This window comes from Curvibacter sp. AEP1-3 (assembly GCF_002163715.1).
Taxonomy (GTDB): Bacteria; Pseudomonadota; Gammaproteobacteria; order Burkholderiales; family Burkholderiaceae_C; genus Allorhodoferax.
In genome coordinates, this window is record NZ_CP015698.1 from 3,733,674 (window position 1) to 3,753,077 (window position 19,404).

The following is a 19,404-nucleotide window of genomic DNA, read 5'->3' on the forward strand; positions in this document are numbered from 1 at the left end:
GCCTGGAGTTCTTTGGCAACGCCAAGGACGCGGTGCCCAGCATCGTGGACATCAAGGATTTCATGTTCGCCGAGCAAAAGCGCAGCGGTGTGTTGCTGGCCGGCCTGGAGCACTTGGACGACCGCTACCTGAAAGCGGTGGGCTACGCCACCAAGAGCAAGCGCGGCGGCTTTCCCAAAATGGTGCTGTTCGGTGACATTGCCGGCGATAACGCCGACGATGTGGCCCGCGTCACCAGCGAGGTGGTGCGCTTGGCCAACGCCCGCAGTGGCGAAGGCTTTGTTGCCATCAGCCCCGAAGCCCGCAAGAAATTCTGGCTGGACCGCAAGCGCACTGCGGCCATCAGCAAGCACACCAACGCCTTCAAGATCAATGAAGACGTGGTGATCCCGCTGCCCCGCATGGCCGAGTACACCGACGGCATAGAACGCATCAACATCGAGCTGAGCCTGCAGAACAAACTGTCCCTGTGCGACGCGCTGACCGAATTTTTCGAGCGCAGCGATTTGCCCTTGGGCAAGACCGATGACGCTAACGACATTCCATCGGCCGAGCTGCTGGAAGACCGTGTGGCCCAGGCGCTGGACTTGGTCGCGCAAGTGCGTGGCCAATGGCAGGGCTGGCTGGATGGGGTGGAAACCCTGTTTCCCCAGCTGCAGGACCACAGCCTGCGCGCCAGCTGGAAGACCCAGTTGCGTGCGCCGCTGCAAGCCATCTTCACGGGTGCGGCGTTTGACGCCATCCTGTCTGAGTGCACCGCCATCCACAAGCGCGTGCTCAAAGGCCGCGTCTGGGTAGCGCTTCACATGCACGCCGGTGACGGTAACGTGCACACCAACATCCCCGTTAACAGCGATGACTACGACATGCTGCAAGCCGCCCACGGTGCGGTCAAACGCATCATGGCGCTGGCCCGCAGCCTGGACGGCGTGATCTCCGGCGAGCATGGCATCGGCATCACCAAACTGGAGTTCTTGAGCGAAGCCGAGCTGGCGCCTTTCATTGCCTACAAAGCCAAGGTGGACCCCGAAGGCCGCTTCAACAAAGGCAAGCTGCTACGGAATCAGGAGCTGCCCGCGCACGATGGGGAAGGCTTTGCGCCGCATTTGACCGCAGATGGCTCCACCATTTACGCCGATTTGACCAACGCCTACACGCCCTCCTTCGGCCTGATGGGGCACGAGTCGTTGATCATGCAGCAGAGCGATATCGGCGCGATTGCCGATTCGGTGAAAGACTGCCTGCGCTGCGGCAAATGCAAGCCGGTGTGCGCCACCCACGTGCCGCGCGCCAACCTGCTGTACAGCCCGCGCAACAAGATTCTGGCGACCTCGCTGTTGGTGGAGGCTTTCCTCTATGAGGAGCAGACCCGCCGCGGCATCAGCGTGAAGCACTGGGAAGAGTTTGAAGACGTGGCCGACCACTGCACGGTCTGCCACAAGTGCGAATCGCCTTGCCCGGTGAAGATCGATTTTGGTGACGTGACCATGAACATGCGCAACCTGTTGCGCAAGATGGGGCAGAAGTCCTTCCGCCCCGGCAATGCGGCGGCTATGTTCTTCTTGAACGCTACCAATCCCGAGACCATCAAGCTGATGCGCTCGGCCATGGTGGGCGTGGGCTTCAAGGCGCAACGCTTGGCCAACCAGGTCTTGCGTCTGGCCGCCAAAAAGCAGACTGCGAAGCCGCCGGCCACCGTGGGCACCGCGCCCATCAAGGAGCAGGTGATCCATTTCATCAACAAGAAGATGCCTGGCGGCCTGCCCAAGAAAACGGCGCGCGCCTTGCTGGACATTGAAGATGCGGATTACGTGCCCATCATCCGCAACCCGAAGTCCACCACGGCAGAGACCGAGGCGGTGTTCTACTTCCCGGGTTGCGGCTCGGAGCGCCTGTTCAGCCAGGTGGGCTTGGCAACCCAAGCCATGCTCTGGCATGCCGGCGTACAAACCGTGCTGCCACCGGGCTACCTGTGCTGCGGTTACCCCCAGCGTGGCTCCGGCCAGGCGGACAAGGCCGAGAAAATCATCACCGACAACCGGGTGCTGTTCCACCGCGTGGCCAACACCTTGAACTACCTGGACATCAAGACGGTGGTGGTGAGCTGCGGTACCTGCTACGACCAGTTGCAGGGCTACGAGTTCGACAAGATTTTCCCCGGCAGCCGCATCATCGACATCCACGAGTACCTGCTGGAGAAGGGCATTACCCTGGTTCCGGAGGGGGGTGCAGGTGCCGGTTATCTGTACCACGACCCTTGCCACAGCCCCATGAAGCTGCAGGACCCGATGAAGACGGTCAAGGCCCTCGTGGGCGATGCAGTTTTGAAGAATGACCGCTGCTGCGGCGAGTCCGGCACGCTGGGCGTGACCCGCCCGGACATCTCCACCCAGATCCGCTTCCGAAAGGAAGAAGAGTTGCGCAAGGGAGAAACCGCTTTGCGTGCCCTGACGGCGCCAGTGGGACAGTCGCCCAAGGCGGAAGGCAATGTGAAGATATTGACCAGCTGCCCGAGCTGCTTGCAAGGCCTGAGCCGCTACGGCAACGATCTGAACAACGGTTTGCTGGAGGCTGACTACATCGTGGTCGAAATGGCTAACCAGATTCTGGGCAAGGAATGGTTGCCCGAGTACGTGCAAACCGCCAATGCCGGTGGCATTGAGCGCGTGCTGGTCTAAGGGGGCGCCATGGCAGGTTTGACCGCTGGCGCGCCGACCCCGCAGGACATCACCGTCCACGGCCAAAGCCGCGTGCTGGAAGTGGGCTTCTCGGACGGGGCGCGCTTTCGCATTCCCTTTGAGCTGATGCGGGTCTACTCGCCGTCTGCCGAGGTGCAGGGCCATGGCCCGGGCCAGGAAACCCTGCAAACCGGCAAGCGCGACGTGGAGCTGGAAGCGCTGGACCCGGTCGGCAACTACGCGGTGCAGCCCCGCTTTTCCGACGGACATGACACCGGTATCTACACCTGGGACTACCTGTATTTTCTGGGTTCTCAGCAGGCTCGCCTGTGGCAGGATTACGAAGACAAGCTCAAGGCCGCGGGCGTTGGGCGCGATGCAGTCATGGCTCCCAAGGGCGGCCACGGCTGTGCCAGCCACTAACCCTCGACCTGTTTGCTATTGTTTCAGGAGCTGCTCGCGCATATTCCATGAGCGCTAGAGCCCTATTTGGACTAAAACTATGAGTACTACCCATTTCGGTTTCAAGTCGGTCGATGAGTCGGAGAAAGCCAGCCACGTACGTGGCGTATTTGACTCCGTCGCCCCCAAATACGACCTGATGAACGACCTGATGTCAGCCGGCCTGCACCGCGCCTGGAAGGCCTACACCGTGCTGGTGGCCAACCTCAAAGAGGGCGACAAGGCCTTGGACATTGCCGGCGGCACCGGTGACTTGGCAATGGCCTTCTCCAGGAAAGTCGGCAAGTCGGGTCAAGTCGTGCATACCGATATCAACCAAGCCATGCTCTCCACCGGCCGCAACCGTTTGCTGGATGCGGGCATCGTGTTGCCCACGCTGGTGTGCGATGCGGAGAAGTTGCCCTTCCCCGACAACTACTTCAATGTGGTCAGCGTGGCCTTCGGTTTGCGCAACATGACCCACAAAGACGTGGCTTTGGCAGAAATGCAACGGGTCTTGAAACCCGGTGGCAAGCTGTTGGTACTGGAGTTTTCCAAGGTGGCGCCCCCCTTGGAGAAGGTGTACGACTGGTACTCCTTCAAGGTGTTGCCGCGCTTGGGCAAGATGATCGCCGGAGATGACGCAAGTTACCGCTATCTGGCGGAATCCATTCGCATGCATCCGGGCCAGCAAGAGCTAAAGACCATGATGCACAAAGTGGGCTTCGGTCATGTGGACTATCACAATTTGACTGGCGGCATTGCTGCCTTGCATGTTGGAATCAAGTGCTGAGATAACTACAAATTTTGGAGAAGACATGAAACTTTGGGCATTGGCTTTGGCAGTCGCGCTGACCCTCTCGGGCTTTGACGCAGAAGCCGCCCGACGCCTGGGCGGAGGCAAGTCGTTCGGCAAGCAGTCGAGCAACGTCACACAACGCGATGCAGCCAGTCCCGCGCCGGCATCTCCCGCTGCGCCCGGTCAGAACGTGAATAACGCAGCCGCCAAACCTGCACCTGCGGCAGCACCCGCCGCCGCGCAGGCGCCCAAGCGTCCTTGGGGTGCCATGTTGGGCGGTCTCGCGGCCGGGTTGGGCTTGGCCTGGCTGGCAAGTTCCCTGGGGCTGGGCGAAGCCTTTGGAAACGTGCTGATGTTCGGTTTGCTGGCGCTGGGTCTGATGATACTCATCGGCATGTTCATGCGCAGCCGAAAGCCTACGGCACAGGCAGCTCCCCCGTTTGCCTTCCAGGGTGCTGGTCCGGCTCCGGTGCAGGATTTGAAACAGTACCGGGCCGAGAACGTGGGTAATGATGCTTCAGCCCGCCCTTGGGAGCGGAGCAGCATGGTCTTCGAGGCGCCGCAGCCTGCGGCCCAAGGTGGTTCCATGATCGGCTCGGCGTTGATGGGTTCGCAAACCTGGGGCGTACCGGCTGGATTTGATACTGAGGGTTTCCTCAAATCGGCCAAAGCCAATTTTGTGACTCTGCAAGCGGCCTGGGACAGGTCCGACGTGGCAGCGCTTCGCGCCATGATGACGGACGACATGACCCGCGAAATCCAGACCCAATTGGCCGAGCGCGAGACGCACACGGGTGCCGGCGTGAACCACACCGATGTGGTCATGATTGATGCCCGTTTGCTGGGCATTGAAGAGCTGCCTGATGAGTACATGGCCAGCGTGGAGTTCTCCGGCATGATCCGTGAAGAGCCGTCTGCAGGACCGAGCCCTTTCCGCGAAGTCTGGAACATGACCAAGGCCAAAAACGGCAGCAGTGGCTGGTTGGTGGCAGGTGTGCAAGCCCTGCAATAGAACCGGTCATTTTTCAGGAAGATAATGGGGGACTATGGCAACACAGTCCCCCTTTTCCATGCTGGAAGGTCTCTTCCAGAACCTTCCCTCCGCCCTGACCCCACCGGCTTGGGCCATTGAAGAAAGTCACCGCCGGGTGGTGCTCTTGCTCAACCATGTGCTGCAGCAGGAGCCTCAGGCAATGGAACGGCTGGCGCGCCAGAAAGGCCGCGTCATTCACACCCAGTGGCGTGAATTTACCTTCCGTGTGCAAGCAACCCCCGCCGGTTTGCTGGATCTGGCAGGGGCGGACGCCAAGCCCGACCTGACCCTCACGATTACTGAAGACTCACCTTTTGCGATCGCACAAGCGGTCATGCAGGGCGGCAAGCCGTCTGTGCGCATTGAAGGCGATGTGCAATTGGCAGCCGAAGTGAACTGGCTGGCAGACCATGTGCGCTGGGATGTGGAGGAGGATCTCTCCAAGATCTTGGGTGATGCTCCTGCGCACATGCTGATGCAGACCTGCCGCACCATGGGCCAAGCCCTGCAGCAGTTTGTCGGCAAGCGCGGCGCTGCGTCGTCGGAATCCAGCGGCAAAGCTCCATGAGCCGCCTCGGCCGCGGGCTGTTCATCGTCTGGGTCGTTCTGCGATATGGGTTGGACGAGCTGGTGCTTACCAGCTTCCAGAAGCCCTGGTTGCGCTTGATTGCCCGCATTGTTTCCATCGGCCGTTCTCTGGATGAGCCGCGCGGGCAGCGTTTGCGCGAAGCGCTGGAGCGGTTGGGGCCGATTTTTGTGAAATTCGGGCAGGTGCTTTCCACCCGCCGGGATTTGCTGCCCTTGGACATCGCCAACGAACTTGCCAAGCTGCAAGACCGCGTGCCCCCCTTCGACTCGGAGGTGGCGGTCGCCACCATCGAGCGCGCACTGGGAAAGCCGGTGTCCGAGATTTTTGTGTCGTTCGAGCGTACGCCGGTGGCCAGCGCATCGATTGCGCAGGTGCACTTTGCGGTGCTGAAGGATCGCACCGGCCGTGAGCGCGAGGTCGCTGTCAAGGTGCTGCGTCCCAACATGCTGGGTGTGATCGACAAGGACTTGGCACTCATGCGCATGATGGCCGGCTGGGTCGAGGGGCTGTCTGCAGACGGCAAGCGCCTCAAACCCCGCGAGGTGGTGGCCGAGTTCGACAAGTACCTGCATGATGAGCTGGATCTGGTCCGTGAAGCATCAAGCGCCGCACAACTCCGGCGCAACATGGAGGGGCTAGATTTGGTCCTGATCCCTGAGATGCTCTGGGACTATTGCACGACCGAAGTGCTGGTCATGGAGCGCATGCATGGTGTGCCGATCAGCCAGATCGACAAACTTCGCGAGGCCGGCGTCGATGTACCCAAGTTGGCCCGCGATGGCGTGACTCTGTTTTTCACCCAGGTCTTCCGTGACGGGTTTTTCCACGCCGACATGCACCCGGGCAACATCCAGGTCAGCCTCGCGCCTGAGACCTTCGGTCGCTACATCTCTTTGGATTTCGGAATCGTCGGCACTTTGACCGAAGTGGACAAAGAGTACCTCGCGCAGAACTTTGTGGCCTTCTTCCGCCGCGATTACAAGCGTGTGGCGGAGTTGCACATAGAGTCCGGCTGGGTGCCCGCTGCCACCCGTGTAGATGAGTTGGAAGCCGCTGTCCGCGCTGTGTGTGAGCCTTACTTTGACCGGCCGCTCAAAGAGATTTCTCTGGGCATGGTGCTGATGCGCTTGTTCCAGACGTCCCGCCGCTTCCACGTGGAGATTCAGCCGCAACTTGTGTTGTTGCAAAAAACCCTGCTCAATATCGAAGGTTTGGGTCGGGATCTGGATCCGGATCTGGATTTGTGGGCGACGGCCAAGCCCTTTCTGGAGCAGTGGATGCTGCAGCAGGTGGGCCCGCAAAAGCTGATCCATGAACTCAAAGCCCAAGCCCCGCGGTATGCCAAATTGTTGCCGGAGCTACCGGGGTTGCTGCATCAGTATCTCCAGCGCCAAGGCGGTGGCAACGAGGAGCTGATGCGGGAGCTGCTGCAAGAGCAAAAACGTACCAACCGCCTGTTGCAAACCTTGGTGGCAGTTGTCATCGGCTTCTCGGTGGGATTGGTGCTGGTTCAGCTATGGGCGCGCATCCGGCTGTTTTGACGGCGCACCTATAATTGAGGGTTTTGCAACTTCAGGTCTGAGCTCTACTTCCATGCCCATTTACGCCTACAAATGCGAGTCCTGCGGATTTGCCAAGGATGTATTGCAGAAAATCTCCGACGCTCCGCTGCAGGATTGCCCGCAGTGCAACGCACCTGCATTCAAGAAACAACTGACGGCCGCCGGTTTTCAGCTCAAGGGCTCCGGCTGGTACGTGACAGACTTCAAAGGCGGCAGCGCGCCAGCGACTGGCGTCGCGCCAGCTACCGGCGACAGCCCAGCGGCCAAGCCTGCAGAAACCAAATCTGAAGCGCCTTCGGCCGCACCCGCAGCCCCTGCGGCGCCAAGTACCCCGTCATCCACCACCTGAAGCGGAGCATCTGTGCCCATTAAAAAATACCTGCTCACCGGCCTGATGGTCTGGTTGCCGCTGGCCATCACCATCTGGGTGTTGTTGTGGCTGGTCGGTCTGCTGGACGCAGTGTTCGCAGGATTTTTGAGCGGCGTTTCCGCCATCACGCCCACGACTTCTGCACCAACCATCGAGCGGCTGCACAGCATTCCGGGGCTCGGCGTGGTGCTGGTGTTTGCTGCATTGTTGGTGACCGGCGCATTGGTCTCCAATGTGGCCGGGCGCTGGTGGGTCAAGCAATGGGACAAGTTGTTCACCAACATCCCGATTGTCAAATCCATTTACAACAGCGTGAAGAAGGTGTCCGACACCTTGTTCTCCAGCAACGGCAATGCCTTCCGCACCGCCTTGTTGATCCAATACCCCCGCGCCGGCAGTTGGACCATCGGTTTCCAGACGGGCACGCCGGGTGGAGAGGTGGCATCGCACTTGGGCGAAGAGTTTGTCAGTGTCTATGTACCCACCACGCCGAACCCGACCAGCGGTTTCTTTTTGATGCTGCCCCGCAAAGACGTGATCGAGCTCGATATGAGCGTGGACGAGGCGCTGACTTATGTGATTTCCATGGGATCGGTGGCGCCAACTGCCCACGTCCCGACAGCGCCCACTGCGCCCAAATAACCTTATTACTAACCCGCTGCACACCTTGCGGCGAATTGAAAGCACTCTATGGCTATGCGTTCTCATTATTGCGGTCTCGTGACCGAAGCCCTGTTGGGCCAAACCGTGACTCTGTGTGGTTGGGTCAATCGTCGTCGTGACCACGGTGGTGTGATTTTTGTGGACGTGCGTGACCGCGAAGGCTACGTGCAAGTGGTTTGCGATCCGGACCGCGCCGAGATGTTCAAGGTGGCCGAAGACATTCGCAATGAATACTGCGTGCAGATCAAGGGTTTGGTGCGTGCGCGCCCCGAAGGCACCACCAATGACAGCCTCAAGAGCGGCAAGATTGAAGTGTTGTGCCACGAACTGATCGTGCTGAACGAATCGGTGACTCCTCCGTTCCAACTGGACGAAGACAACCTGTCTGAAACCACCCGCCTGACCCACCGCGTGTTGGATCTGCGCCGCCCCTACATGCAAAACAACCTGATGCTGCGCTACCGCGTGGCCATGGAAGTGCGCAAGTTCTTGGACGCCAACGGTTTTGTGGACATCGAAACCCCGATGTTGACCAAGAGCACGCCCGAAGGCGCACGTGACTACCTGGTGCCTAGCCGTGTGCATGATGGCCAGTTTTTCGCGCTGCCCCAGTCGCCCCAGTTGTTCAAGCAGCTGCTGATGGTGGCGGGTTTCGATCGCTACTACCAGATCACCAAGTGCTTCCGCGACGAAGACTTGCGCGCTGACCGTCAGCCGGAATTCACCCAGATCGATATCGAAACCTCTTTCCTGACCGAAGAGGACATCCGTGACATGTTCCAAGGCATGATCACCACCGTGTTCAAGAACACCATCGGTGTGGACTTGGGCGAGTTCCCGGTCATGACCTACCAGGATGCGGCCCGTTTGTACGGCTCTGACAAGCCTGATTTGCGCGTGAACCTCGAGTTCGCCGAACTCACCGACGTCATGAAGGACGTGGATTTCAAGGTGTTCTCAGGCGCTGCCACCATGAAGGGTGGCCGTGTGGTGGCCCTGCGTATCCCCGGTGGTTCTGCCGAAAACGGTGGTATCAGCCGTGGCGAAATCGATGCCTACACCGAGTTCGTCAAGATCTACGGTGCCAAGGGCTTGGCCTACATCCGCGTGAATGACCTGTCCAAGGGCCGTGATGGTCTGCAAAGCCCGATTGTGAAGAACATCCACGACGCAGCCCTGAATGCGGTGCTGGAGCGCACCGGTGCCCAGAACGGAGACTTGATCTTCTTCGGTGCCGACAAGGAAAAAATCGTCAATGACGCCATCGGTGCCCTGCGCATCAAGATTGGCCACAGCGAGTTTGGCAAGAAAAACGGCCTGTTCACCGGTGGCTGGAAGCCGCTGTGGGTGGTGGACTTCCCGATGTTCGAATACGACGAAGAAAGCCAGCGTTACACCGCTGTGCACCACCCCTTCACAGCACCCAAGGAAGGCCACGAGGACTGGATGGTAACCGCGCCTGAAAAGTGCATTTCCCAAGGCTACGACATGGTCTTGAACGGTTGGGAAATGGGTGGCGGTTCGGTCCGTATCCACCGTGCAGACGTGCAGCAGAAAGTGTTCGATGCCCTGAAGATCACACCGGAAGAAGCCCAGCTCAAATTCGGCTTCCTGCTCGATGCATTGCAATACGGTGCCCCACCCCACGGTGGTCTCGCATTCGGTCTGGACCGCATCGTGACTCTGATGACCGGCGCGGAATCCATCCGTGACGTGATTGCTTTCCCCAAGACCCAGCGTGCCCAGTGCTTGCTGACCCAGGCGCCGAGCCCGGTGGACGAGAAGCAGCTGCGCGAATTGCACATCCGCTTGCGCAATGTGGATTTGGCTAAAACGGCCTGAAACGCATAGACACCCGTAATGGGTCATGCACAATGAAAGGGCACTCTTGGAGTGCCCTTTTTCTTTGCGAGACCCATGACGAACCGCTTCAAAATTCCCCTGTCGGTATTGGTGGTGATCCATACCCCGCAGCGCGAGGTACTTCTGATTCGGCGGCTGGAGTCTGACCCCGCCGCGCCTCCTTTCTGGCAGTCGGTAACCGGCGCCAAAGACACTGAGGATGAGGACTGGGCGATCACAGCCGCCCGTGAGGTGTGGGAGGAGACAGGTCTGGATTGCAGAACTGGTGGCCCCCTGCAACACAACTTGACGGACTGGGCTCTGGAGAACGTGTACACCATCTATCCGCGTTGGCTGCATCGCTACGCCCCCGGGGTCACGCACAACACCGAGAGGGTGTTCGGTTTGCTCGTTCCTGAAGTTTGTGAGGTAACCCTCGCACCTCGGGAGCACACTCACTATTGCTGGCTGCCTTACTCAGAGGCGGCCGATTTGTGTTTTTCGCCGTCCAATGCAGAGGCCGTGCTGCAGCTCATGCACATGCCATCCAGCCATGAGGAGGAGCGCGCATGAAGACTTTGCGCGTGGTGACCTACAACATCCATAAGGGTGTTCAGGGGCTGGGGCCTCTGCGTCGTTTGGAGATCCATAACCTCAGCCACGCGATGGAGCTCATGGATGCGGATGTACTGTGCCTGCAAGAAGTCCGAAAGTTGCACCAGCGTGAGGCGCGGCATTTTCCGCATTGGCCGCAAGCTCCGCAGGCGGATTACCTGGCCCCGGCAGGCTATGAGGCCATCTACCGCACCAACGCCATCACACGCCATGGAGAGCACGGTAACGCTTTGCTGAGCAAGTGGCCGGTGGTGCAACATCAGCACGAAGACATGTCGGACCACCGTCTTGAACAGCGGGGTTTGCTCCATGTGGAGTTGGATGTAGCGGGGCAGAGTGTGCATGTTTTGGTAGTGCATCTGGGACTTATCCGTGCGGGGCGGGGGCGTCAATTGCAACAACTGACGCAGTTCATTCAACGGGAGATTCCACCGGACGCCCCCCTTTTGGTGGCTGGCGATTTCAATGACTTGCCCGCCTGGGTGGCCCGGCAATTGGCCCCTGCCGGATTGAAGGCGCCTGTGACCAAGCCTTGTGTCACCTTCCCGTCACGCCTGCCGCTGGTGCAACTCGACCACGTGCTGGCGCGAGGACTCACCCCTGTAAGTGCTACAGCGCCCCGGGGCATGAGTTGGGCGCGTATGTCGGACCATCTGCCCTTGATCACAGAATGGCAGCTGGCAGCGGAAACGCCGGCATGTTGAGGTCTGCCGCTTTTGCCTCTGGTCACGAGCTGCACCTTTTGCAGGGTGGGGGGCAATACTTCCCTGCGTTGACCAGCGCTGTCGATGCCGCGCAGCATGAAGTCCGCTTGGAGACCTATATCTTCCATTTCGATGTACAAGGCATTCAAGTGGCAGAGGCCCTTGAACGCGCTGCGTTGCGAGGTGTCGCCGTGTATCTGGTGATGGATGGCGTGGGCACGCCAGATGTACCGCTGGATTGGCAACACCGATGGAACGCCAGTGGAGTGCGTTGGCATCAATACGCCCCTCTCGGTTATTTGGGCTTGTTCATTCCGGGGCGCTGGCGGCGAATGCACCGGAAGTTGTGCGTAGTCGACGGTGAGTCGGCCTTTTGCGGCGGCATCAACATTCTGGATGACCTTCTGGACCCGAATCATGGGCCACTGCGGGTGGCACGTTTGGACTATGCGGTCAGGGTGCGGGGCCCTTTGGTGGCGCAATGCAGGCAGGCGATGGTGCAATTCTGGGCACGCTTGGAAGCCAAACTGCAAATAGAGCGACTGCACTGGAGGGAAGTACGAAGGAATTGGCCCGCGTTGGCCTGGCTGCCAAAGCCAGCTGCTTTGCCTTTGGTGGAGACACCTATTGCAGGTAGCTTCGCCGCTTTGGTACTGCGTGACAACGTTCGCAACCGTACCCGTATTGAAAGGGCTTACCTCAAAGCGATCGGGGAGGCCCGTAGCGCGATTGTCCTGGCCAATGCTTATTTCCTGCCGGGTGCCCGCCTGCGCAGAGCGCTCAAGCACGCGGTGCGCCGTGGTGTTCGCGTACAGGTGGTGGTGCAAGGACAGTACGAATACTTTATGCAGTACCACGCCTCCCGGCCGGTGTTGAGCGAGCTGGTGCTGGCCGGCGTAGAAGTTTACGAGTACACCCCGGGATTTCTGCATGCCAAGGTGGCAGTGGTGGATACCATTTGGGCGACGGTCGGCTCGTCCAATCTGGACCCCTTGAGTCTCTTGTTAGCCCGTGAAGCCAATGTGGTGGTCCATGACGTGGATTTCGCCCAGCAACTGGATACAGCCTTGTGTGCTGTCATTCAAACGTCAACACGCCGGTGGGATCTGGTGGCAGACGCAAAACGACCTTGGCACCAGCGGGTGCGGGACCGTCTGGCTTTCGGATTGATGCGGGTTTTGCTCTTCTTCAGTGGTTCCCGCTATTGATTTGATAGCTGCTCGCGCAGTGTTTATGAGCGCTGATTTCGAAAAACCCTAAAAGCCAATCGCTGGTACCATGACCGGACTTTTATGAAAAAGAAATCTACTATGAGCTCCTCTGACACATTTGAAGGAACGCCGGTTTCCGTCAAAATCCGTGAACGATTGAAGGCTTCCCGCAAGCGCTTTCACGCCAACGACAACATTGCCGAATACATCCAGCCTGGTGAGCTGGAGACCTTGTTGGACGAGGTTGAAGTCCAGATGCGTGGCGTCTTGAACAGCCTGGTCATCGATATCGAAAACGACCACAACACTGACAACACAGCCCGCCGTGTTGCCAAGATGTACCTCAATGAGGTGTTCCGCGGCCGATATGTACCCGCACCCACGATCACCGAGTTTCCTAACGTTGGCCACCTCAATGAGTTGATGATCGTCGGCCCTATTACGGTACGCAGTGCCTGCAGCCACCACTTCTGCCCGGTCATCGGCAAAATATGGATCGGCGTAATGCCCAATGAACACACCAACGTGATAGGTTTGTCCAAATATGCGCGCCTCGCTGAGTGGATCATGGGGCGCCCCCAGATTCAGGAAGAGGCCGTGGTGCAGCTCGCTGACCTGATCCAGGAAAAAACCCAGCCGGACGGCTTGGCTATCGTGATGGAAGCCAGCCACTACTGCATGGCCTGGCGCGGTGTAAAGGACATGGACAGCAAGATGATCAACTCGGTCATGCGCGGCGTGTTCCTGAAAGACCCCAATCTGCGCCGCGAATTTCTCTCTCTCATTCCCCAGAAAGGCTAATGCCATGTTGGTCCGTTTGCTCTACGCCAGTCGCGCTATCGATTCCAATCCTGATGCGATCGAAGCCATTCTGGCCCAGTCCCGTAACTACAACCCTACCTGCGGCATCACCGGCATTCTTTGCTACGGTGGCGGCATTTTCCTGCAGGCGATTGAAGGCGGCCGCATGGCGGTCAGCGAGCTCTATGGCCACATCCAGAAGGATTCGCGCCACAAAGATGTCGTGCTGTTGCACTATGAAGAGATCACTGAGCGCCGCTTCGGTGGCTGGACCATGGGGCAAGTGAATATGTCCAAAATCAACACCAACATCTTGTTGAAATACGCAGAGCGCCCTGAGCTGGACCCGTATTCGGTGTCCGGCAAAGTGTCGTTGGCCTTGCTCGAAGAGCTGATGGCAACCGCGTCCATCATCGGGCGGGCCTGATCTGAGCGCATGACGTTCACAGCCCTGGGGCTGGTGATCTTTGCAGGGCTGATCCACGCTAGTTGGAATATAGCTGCCAAAAAAGCGGGAGGTGACTCCCGCTTTGCGTTTTTCACCGCCATGGTGGTGATGGTCTTCTGGGCGCCTGTCGGCCTGTGGCTGGGCTGGCAACAAGTGCCTCAGTGGGACGCGCTGGCGTGGGCCTTCATCATCGCCAGCGGCATCATTCACGTCGGTTATTACACCGTGCTGTTACGCGGCTATCGCAAGTCAGATCTGACGGTCGTGTACCCCCTTGCGCGTGGTTCAGGGCCCTTGATGTCCTCATTGTTTGCCATTCTCGTGCTGGGCGAGCAGATCTCTGCCCTGGGTCTGACAGGTGTGCTGGCTGTCGTGGGCGGGGTGTTTCTGGTGGCTGGAGGGCCCGCTTTGTTCCGTCCCTCAGATGATCCGGCCCGCATTTCGCGCGTGCGTAAAGGAGTGGTCTACGGCTTGGTAACGGGTGTCTTCATTGCCAGCTACACCGTGGTTGACGGCTATGCGGTCAAGGTGCTGCTACTGTCGCCCATTCTGCTGGACTACATGGGTAATTTTGTACGATTGGTGTTTCTCTTCCCGCCGGTAGTTCGCGACCTGCCCGCTGCCCGGTTGCTCTTGCGTGCGCAATGGAAATACGCTGCGATGGTGGGAATCGTGAGCCCGATTTCATATGTGTTGGTGCTGTATGCCATGCAAACAGCACCCATGAGCCATGTGGCCCCCGCGCGTGAGGTGTCCATGTTGTTTGCGGCACTTCTGGGTGGGCATCTGCTGGGCGAGGGTGATCGGATGGCGCGGCTCGCAGGTGCCGCCTGCATTGCCTTCGGCGTGATCGCTTTGGCGTTAGGGTGAGCCATGGGTTTATTGGTCGGATGTGATTTTTCGAGCAGTCCCACATCGCGTAAAGCGATTGTTTGTGCAAGGGGCTCCCAGGCTCGGGGGCGGTTGGTGCTGGAAGGACTGGACAAGCTACATTCTCTGGACGCCTTCTCGCAATGGCTGCGCAAAGACCCGGCATGGATCGGCGCGTTTGACCTTCCCTTCGGCCTGCCGCGTGAACTCGTTGTTGCGCTGGGCTGGCCTCTCGAATGGGAGGCCTGTATGCGCCATTACGCTGGCCTGTCGCGCGATGAAATCAGGCGCTTGTTTTCTGCTTTCTGTGACGCTCGTCCTGCTGGAGGCAAATTCGCCCACCGGGCTACTGATGCACCCGCACAGTCCAGCCCTTCCATGAAATGGGTAAACCCGCCCGTCGCATTCATGCTGCACGCGGGCGTTCCTCGTCTGCTGGAGGCGGGTGTCTATTTGCCTGGCATGCAGCCCAGGCCCGTTTCTGCGACTGAGGAATCGGTCCGCGTAGGGCTGGAGGCTTACCCCGGCTTAATCGCGCGATCCGTTCTGGGTAATCGCAGCTACAAAAGCGACGACAAAGCCAAGCAGACACCTGACCGTCTCATCGCCCGCAAAGATTTGCTCAATGCCTTGGAAACCGGACAGACCCGTTGGGATGTGCGTTTGAAGCTGAGTCATGCCCAGCGCGATGCGCTGGTCGACGATGCCAGTGGGGACAGTCTCGATGCAGTGTTGTGCTTGTTCTTGGCAGCATGGGCAGAAGTCCAGCACCACCAAGGTCACTTGTTGTACGGCCTTCCACAGGATATGGATCCTTTGGAAGGGTGGATCGTCTCCGCTTAGTTGACCCGCAGGCCGACGGTTTCTTCCACTTTGACCGCCAACTGGGAGATCGCCAACGCCGCAGGGCTGCCGGGCATCGCTTGCAGTAGCAATTGCCGGCGCATGACGGCTTGGCGTACAGCGGGGTCTGCAGGGATATCGCCCATATGCACCAAACGGACGGGTTTGCCGGTGTCGGTGGTGACAAAACGGTCCAGCACCTGTTGCAACTGGGTGGTGATGGCCCGGCCGTCACCCAAGCGGGCTGTTTGATTGATTACCAGGCGGATAGTCTGTCGTTTCTGTTGGCCTACCAGTACTTTGATGGTGGCATAAGCATCGGTTAGCGATGTGGGCTCAGGGGTTGCCACCACAAGTACCTCAGAAGCCAATGAAACAGCGAATAAAACCACGTCGGAAATGCCTGCACCCGTGTCCAGTATCACTACGTCGTAATGCGGTACCAGTCCATTCATGATGCGCAGAAAGTCGCCCCGCACTTCCGGTGTCAGGCGCGAATACTCGACCATGCCGGAGCCCGCCAACAACACCGAGAAGCCGCCCGGCGCCCGGATGATGGCTTCTTCCAATTTGGCTTTGCCGGTGAAAACATCATGCAAAGTGATCTTGGGGTAGAGGTTCAGCACCACATCCAGATTGGCAAGGCCCAAATCTGCATCCAACACCAGAACTCGTTGGCCACGCTTGGCCATGGCCGCCGCCAGGTTGGCGGAGACAAAAGTTTTACCGACTCCGCCCTTGCCGCTGGTCACGGCAATGACTTTACCGATGGGTTTGAGCGGCACTCCGGGGTTGCCTTCGGCGGATTCGGGTGGATTCAGCACGTCAGACATCAAAATACCCTCTGCATGGCACCGGTGGCATGGCTGCCTTGTGCGTCGCTGGAAACGCTCTCAATCCATGCCGGGTCACCCAAGGACAGGTGACCGAACAAGAGATTCTTCTCTTCTGCACTGACATAAATCTCTTGTTGTTGGTCCAGAAAAACACAGTTGCGACCTTCGCTCTTGGCGCGGTAGAGCTGCATGTCAGCCCTTTCGGTCCATAAGGTGGCGGTGGATCGCACCCACTCAGGCGCAAAGGCACCACCGATACTGACAGTGACCTTGATGGACAAGCCGGGTGCGATGGGAATGGACATTGCTTCGATATGCGCACGGATCCGCTCTGCCACAGCAGTGCCGAAACCTGTGTGGCAACTAGGGAGCATCACAGAAAACTCTTCCCCGCCGAAACGGGCGACGGTATCCATGGGACGTACGCATCCGGTCAGAGCTTTGGCAATCGCTTGCAGCACCTGATCGCCAGCCTGGTGTCCGTAGGTGTCATTGACCTTTTTAAAGTGGTCGATATCCAGCATCAGGAGCAGGGCGGGCTCGCCGGAACGGGCGACCACATCGATGGATCGCTCCAATACGCCGCGGAAGTGGCGACGGTTGGCCAGACCCGTGAGGGGGTCTTTCAAGGAGAGTTCGCACAATCCGTCAATCACCGCTTGCAAATACGCCGTGGGCGATTCTTCAGGGGAAGGAAGCGAGACGGTGGCATCGTGTTCCAACAGCGCACGTGCATCATCCAAGCGCAGGCGCTGCAGATCGACGAGAGACGGTGGAAACGGTTTGGCCACGATAGATCAGATGGTGTGTGGAAAGTCTAACAGGAAGCCTGAGTTCGTTGGAGGGGGCTCAGACCGCGAAAGCCTGCAATTAGCAGGTTTGGAAGACGCAATTCGCCGTTTGCTAGTGGGCGCAGACAGGGCACGAGGGATTGCGGGGTAGCCGCATTTCCGTCCACTCCATGCGCAAGCCATCCAAAAGCAGCACTCTGCCGCGCAGAGTGGTGCTGATACCCAGCACCAGCTTCAAAGCTTCGGCAGCCTGCATGGCGCCAATGACGCCCACCAAAGGGGCAAAAACGCCCATGGTCGAGCACTGTGTGGGCGGCGGGGCATCGTCTGGAGGAAAAGCGCAGGCATAGCAGGGGGCATCGTCTGCACGACAGTCATACACAGAGATTTGGCCATCAAACCGTATGGCAGCTCCGGAGACCAAAGGAACACGTGCGAGCACACATGCCTTGTTAACGGCTTGACGTGTCGTAAAGTTATCGCAGCAGTCGAGGACGACATCCAGCGACTCGAGGTTATCCGCCAGCCAAGCAGCGTCAGCATGGCTTTGAACGGCTTGAACCTGCGTGAGCGGGTTGATCGCATTCAGGCTTACTGACGCAGACAGGACCTTGGCTTGCCCTACGCTATGGGTGGTGTGGATGATTTGCCGCTGGAGGTTGGTCAGATCTACGGTGTCAGGGTCGACCAACGTGATCTTGCCGATGCCCGCTGCGGCAAGGTACATGGCGGCGGGTGCGCCCAAGCCACCGGCTCCGATGATCAGTGCGTGGGCGCCGCAAATGCGTTCTTGGCCTTCAATGCCGATTTCGTCCAGCAGAATGTGCCGCGAGTACCGAAGCAGCTCGGTGTCCTGCATGGGGAATCAGTTGTCTTTGACTTCTTCTTTGCGCTCAACTTGCGTTTTGCTCACCAGCACGGGCTTGCCTTTGAGGTGGTTGATCGCCTGGATCAGTTGGAAGTCCTTGTCCGAACCGAATTCAGGCACCTTGCGGTCTGCGGCTGGTTTGCGGGACTCTTCCTCCAGACGCTTCAACGCATCTTCGCGTGCTTTTTCACGGGCGGCGTCTTTCTTCTCTTCGCCCTGACCACTGGACAGGTGCTTCTCGAGGTCCGCTTCGCGCATGCGCAGTGCGGCATATGGGCTGCCTTCCTCGGTTTCGTCCACCATCACGTCAGGCACGATGCCCTTGGCTTGGATGGAGCGCCCGCTCGGTGTGTAGTAGCGCGACGTGGTGATTTTGAGGCCGGTGTCCGGTCCCAAAGGTCGGAATGTTTGTACCGAACCCTTGCCGAATGACTGGCTTCCCATGATGGTGGCGCGTTTGTGATCCTGTAGTGCACCGGCCACGATTTCGCTGGCAGAGGCAGAACCTTCATTGACAAGCACCACCAGTGGCACTTTCTTCAATGCCGCAGGCAAGTTCTTCAGGGCATCTGCACCCGCCAAGCCACGTATATCGGATGGCGTGGCACGCAGCACCTGTTTGCTCTCCGGTGTCTGCCCATTGGTGGAGACTACCGTCACGTTCTCTGGCAGAAATGCGGCCGACATCGCAACAGCAGATGTCAGCAGACCACCCGGATCGTTACGGAGGTCCAGCACCATGCCTTTGATCTTGGGGTCCTGCTTGTAAATCTCGTCCACTTTCTTGGCGAAATCCTCAAAACTGCGTTCCTGGAACTGGCTGACGCGGATCCATGCGTAGCCCGGCTCGATCACTTTTCCTCGAACTGATTGTTGCTTGATTTCTTCCCGCGTGATGGTGACGGGGAACGTCCTGTTTTCATCTTTGCGATAGATGGTCAACAGAACCTTGGTGTTGGGCTCGCCGCGCATGCGCTTGACGGCTTCATTGAGCGTCAGCCCCTTGACCGCGGTGTCGTCAATTTTGGTAATCAGATCGTTGGTTTTGAGGCCAGCACGGAAGGCGGGGGAGCCTTCGATCGGCGAGACGACTTTTACCAATCCGTCTTCCTGCGTGATTTCAATGCCTACGCCCACGAACTTGCCGGAAGTACCTTCGCGGAATTCCTTGAACGACTTCTTATCGAAATACTGGGAATGGGGGTCCAAGCTGGCCACCATGCCGGTGATGGCATCTGTAATCAGCTTTTTCTCATCCACTGGCTCCACATAGTCGCTTTTGACCATGCCGAACACGGTAGCGAGCTGCTGAAGTTCTTCCAAGGGAAGAGGGGCCAAGGAGTTGCGCGCAACCGTTTGCAGCGAGACAGTAGTGAGGGCTCCGGCAACAACGCCCAATGCAACCCAGCCTGTGATTTTCAGTTTGTGACCCATAGTTCT

General features: G+C 58.8%; 20 protein-coding genes. 16 read left to right on the forward strand and 4 right to left on the reverse strand.

Translation table 11 applies throughout. The features are described from left to right. The 16 genes from AEP_RS17575 to AEP_RS17650 all read left to right on the forward strand — a co-directional run. Positions 1–2,678 (forward strand): FAD-binding and (Fe-S)-binding domain-containing protein (locus AEP_RS17575; RefSeq protein WP_087496594.1); only part of this gene is annotated, 2,678 nt, incomplete at its 5' end. A 9-nt stretch (positions 2,679–2,687) separates the two neighbouring features. After that, positions 2,688–3,101 (forward strand): gamma-butyrobetaine hydroxylase-like domain-containing protein, encoded by a 414-nt coding sequence (locus AEP_RS17580; protein WP_087496595.1) that lies wholly within the window; start codon positions 2,688–2,690, stop codon positions 3,099–3,101. Positions 3,102–3,180: 79 nt separating this feature from the next. Further along, positions 3,181–3,912 (forward strand): bifunctional demethylmenaquinone methyltransferase/2-methoxy-6-polyprenyl-1,4-benzoquinol methylase UbiE, encoded by a 732-nt coding sequence (gene ubiE / locus AEP_RS17585; protein ID WP_087496596.1) that lies wholly within the window; start codon positions 3,181–3,183, stop codon positions 3,910–3,912. A gap of 25 nt (positions 3,913–3,937) precedes the next feature. Then, positions 3,938–4,930, forward strand: coding sequence for a Tim44 domain-containing protein (locus AEP_RS17590; RefSeq protein ID WP_087496597.1), 993 nt, complete (start codon positions 3,938–3,940; stop codon positions 4,928–4,930). A 34-nt stretch (positions 4,931–4,964) separates the two neighbouring features. Continuing rightward, positions 4,965–5,519, forward strand: coding sequence for a ubiquinone biosynthesis accessory factor UbiJ (locus tag AEP_RS17595; protein WP_087496598.1), 555 nt, complete (start codon positions 4,965–4,967; stop codon positions 5,517–5,519). Next, a complete protein-coding gene (gene ubiB / locus AEP_RS17600) occupies positions 5,516–7,081 on the forward strand; it encodes a ubiquinone biosynthesis regulatory protein kinase UbiB (RefSeq protein ID WP_087496599.1) in 1,566 nt (521 codons plus the stop codon). The genes AEP_RS17595 and ubiB overlap by 4 nt, the downstream gene beginning before the upstream one ends. A gap of 52 nt (positions 7,082–7,133) precedes the next feature. Then, on the forward strand, positions 7,134–7,451 hold the full coding sequence (locus AEP_RS17605; protein WP_087496600.1) for an FmdB family zinc ribbon protein: 318 nt from the start codon (positions 7,134–7,136) through the stop codon (positions 7,449–7,451). A gap of 18 nt (positions 7,452–7,469) precedes the next feature. Beyond that, complete coding sequence (locus AEP_RS17610) at positions 7,470–8,114, forward strand: DUF502 domain-containing protein (RefSeq protein WP_198301977.1); 645 nt, start codon at positions 7,470–7,472, stop codon at positions 8,112–8,114. 48 nt (positions 8,115–8,162) lie between these two features. Then, complete coding sequence (gene aspS, locus AEP_RS17615) at positions 8,163–9,977, forward strand: aspartate--tRNA ligase (RefSeq protein ID WP_087496601.1); 1,815 nt, start codon at positions 8,163–8,165, stop codon at positions 9,975–9,977. A gap of 75 nt (positions 9,978–10,052) precedes the next feature. Next, positions 10,053–10,550: a dihydroneopterin triphosphate diphosphatase gene (nudB, locus tag AEP_RS17620; protein ID WP_087496602.1), complete on the forward strand. Its 498-nt coding sequence runs from the start codon at positions 10,053–10,055 to the stop codon at positions 10,548–10,550. After that, a complete protein-coding gene (locus tag AEP_RS17625; protein WP_087496603.1) occupies positions 10,547–11,296 on the forward strand; it encodes an endonuclease/exonuclease/phosphatase family protein in 750 nt (249 codons plus the stop codon). The genes nudB and AEP_RS17625 overlap by 4 nt, the downstream gene beginning before the upstream one ends. After that, positions 11,290–12,504 carry a cardiolipin synthase ClsB gene (gene clsB / locus AEP_RS17630; RefSeq protein WP_087496604.1) on the forward strand — a complete coding sequence of 405 codons (1,215 nt, stop codon included), beginning with the start codon at positions 11,290–11,292 and terminating at the stop codon, positions 12,502–12,504. Before AEP_RS17625 ends, clsB begins: the two co-directional genes overlap by 7 nt. A gap of 102 nt (positions 12,505–12,606) precedes the next feature. Further along, entirely contained in the window at positions 12,607–13,308 is a 702-nt protein-coding gene (gene folE / locus AEP_RS17635; RefSeq protein WP_232459865.1) for a GTP cyclohydrolase I, read from the forward strand. Between the two features lie 4 nt (positions 13,309–13,312). Further along, positions 13,313–13,735, forward strand: a complete 423-nt coding sequence (locus AEP_RS17640) for a BLUF domain-containing protein (protein ID WP_087496606.1) — start codon at positions 13,313–13,315, stop codon at positions 13,733–13,735. Positions 13,736–13,744: 9 nt separating this feature from the next. Next, positions 13,745–14,626, forward strand: coding sequence for a DMT family transporter (locus AEP_RS17645; RefSeq protein WP_087496607.1), 882 nt, complete (start codon positions 13,745–13,747; stop codon positions 14,624–14,626). Between the two features lie 3 nt (positions 14,627–14,629). Continuing rightward, positions 14,630–15,469: a DUF429 domain-containing protein gene (locus tag AEP_RS17650; protein ID WP_087496608.1), complete on the forward strand. Its 840-nt coding sequence runs from the start codon at positions 14,630–14,632 to the stop codon at positions 15,467–15,469. On the opposite strand, the gene AEP_RS17655 is transcribed toward AEP_RS17650, so the two are convergent. From AEP_RS17655 to AEP_RS17670, 4 genes are all read right to left on the reverse strand, one after another. Then, complete coding sequence (locus tag AEP_RS17655) at positions 15,466–16,302, reverse strand: MinD/ParA family protein (protein ID WP_087496609.1); 837 nt, start codon at positions 16,300–16,302, stop codon at positions 15,466–15,468. The genes AEP_RS17650 and AEP_RS17655 overlap by 4 nt on opposite strands. Further along, positions 16,302–17,096, reverse strand: coding sequence for a GGDEF domain-containing protein (locus AEP_RS17660; protein ID WP_198301849.1), 795 nt, complete (start codon positions 17,094–17,096; stop codon positions 16,302–16,304). Before AEP_RS17660 ends, AEP_RS17655 begins: the two co-directional genes overlap by 1 nt. A 112-nt stretch (positions 17,097–17,208) precedes the next feature. Then, positions 17,209–17,955, reverse strand: coding sequence for a HesA/MoeB/ThiF family protein (locus AEP_RS17665; RefSeq protein WP_087496611.1), 747 nt, complete (start codon positions 17,953–17,955; stop codon positions 17,209–17,211). Positions 17,956–17,961: 6 nt separating this feature from the next. Next, complete coding sequence (locus tag AEP_RS17670; RefSeq protein WP_087496612.1) at positions 17,962–19,398, reverse strand: S41 family peptidase; 1,437 nt, start codon at positions 19,396–19,398, stop codon at positions 17,962–17,964. Between the last annotated feature and the right edge of the window lie 6 nt (positions 19,399–19,404).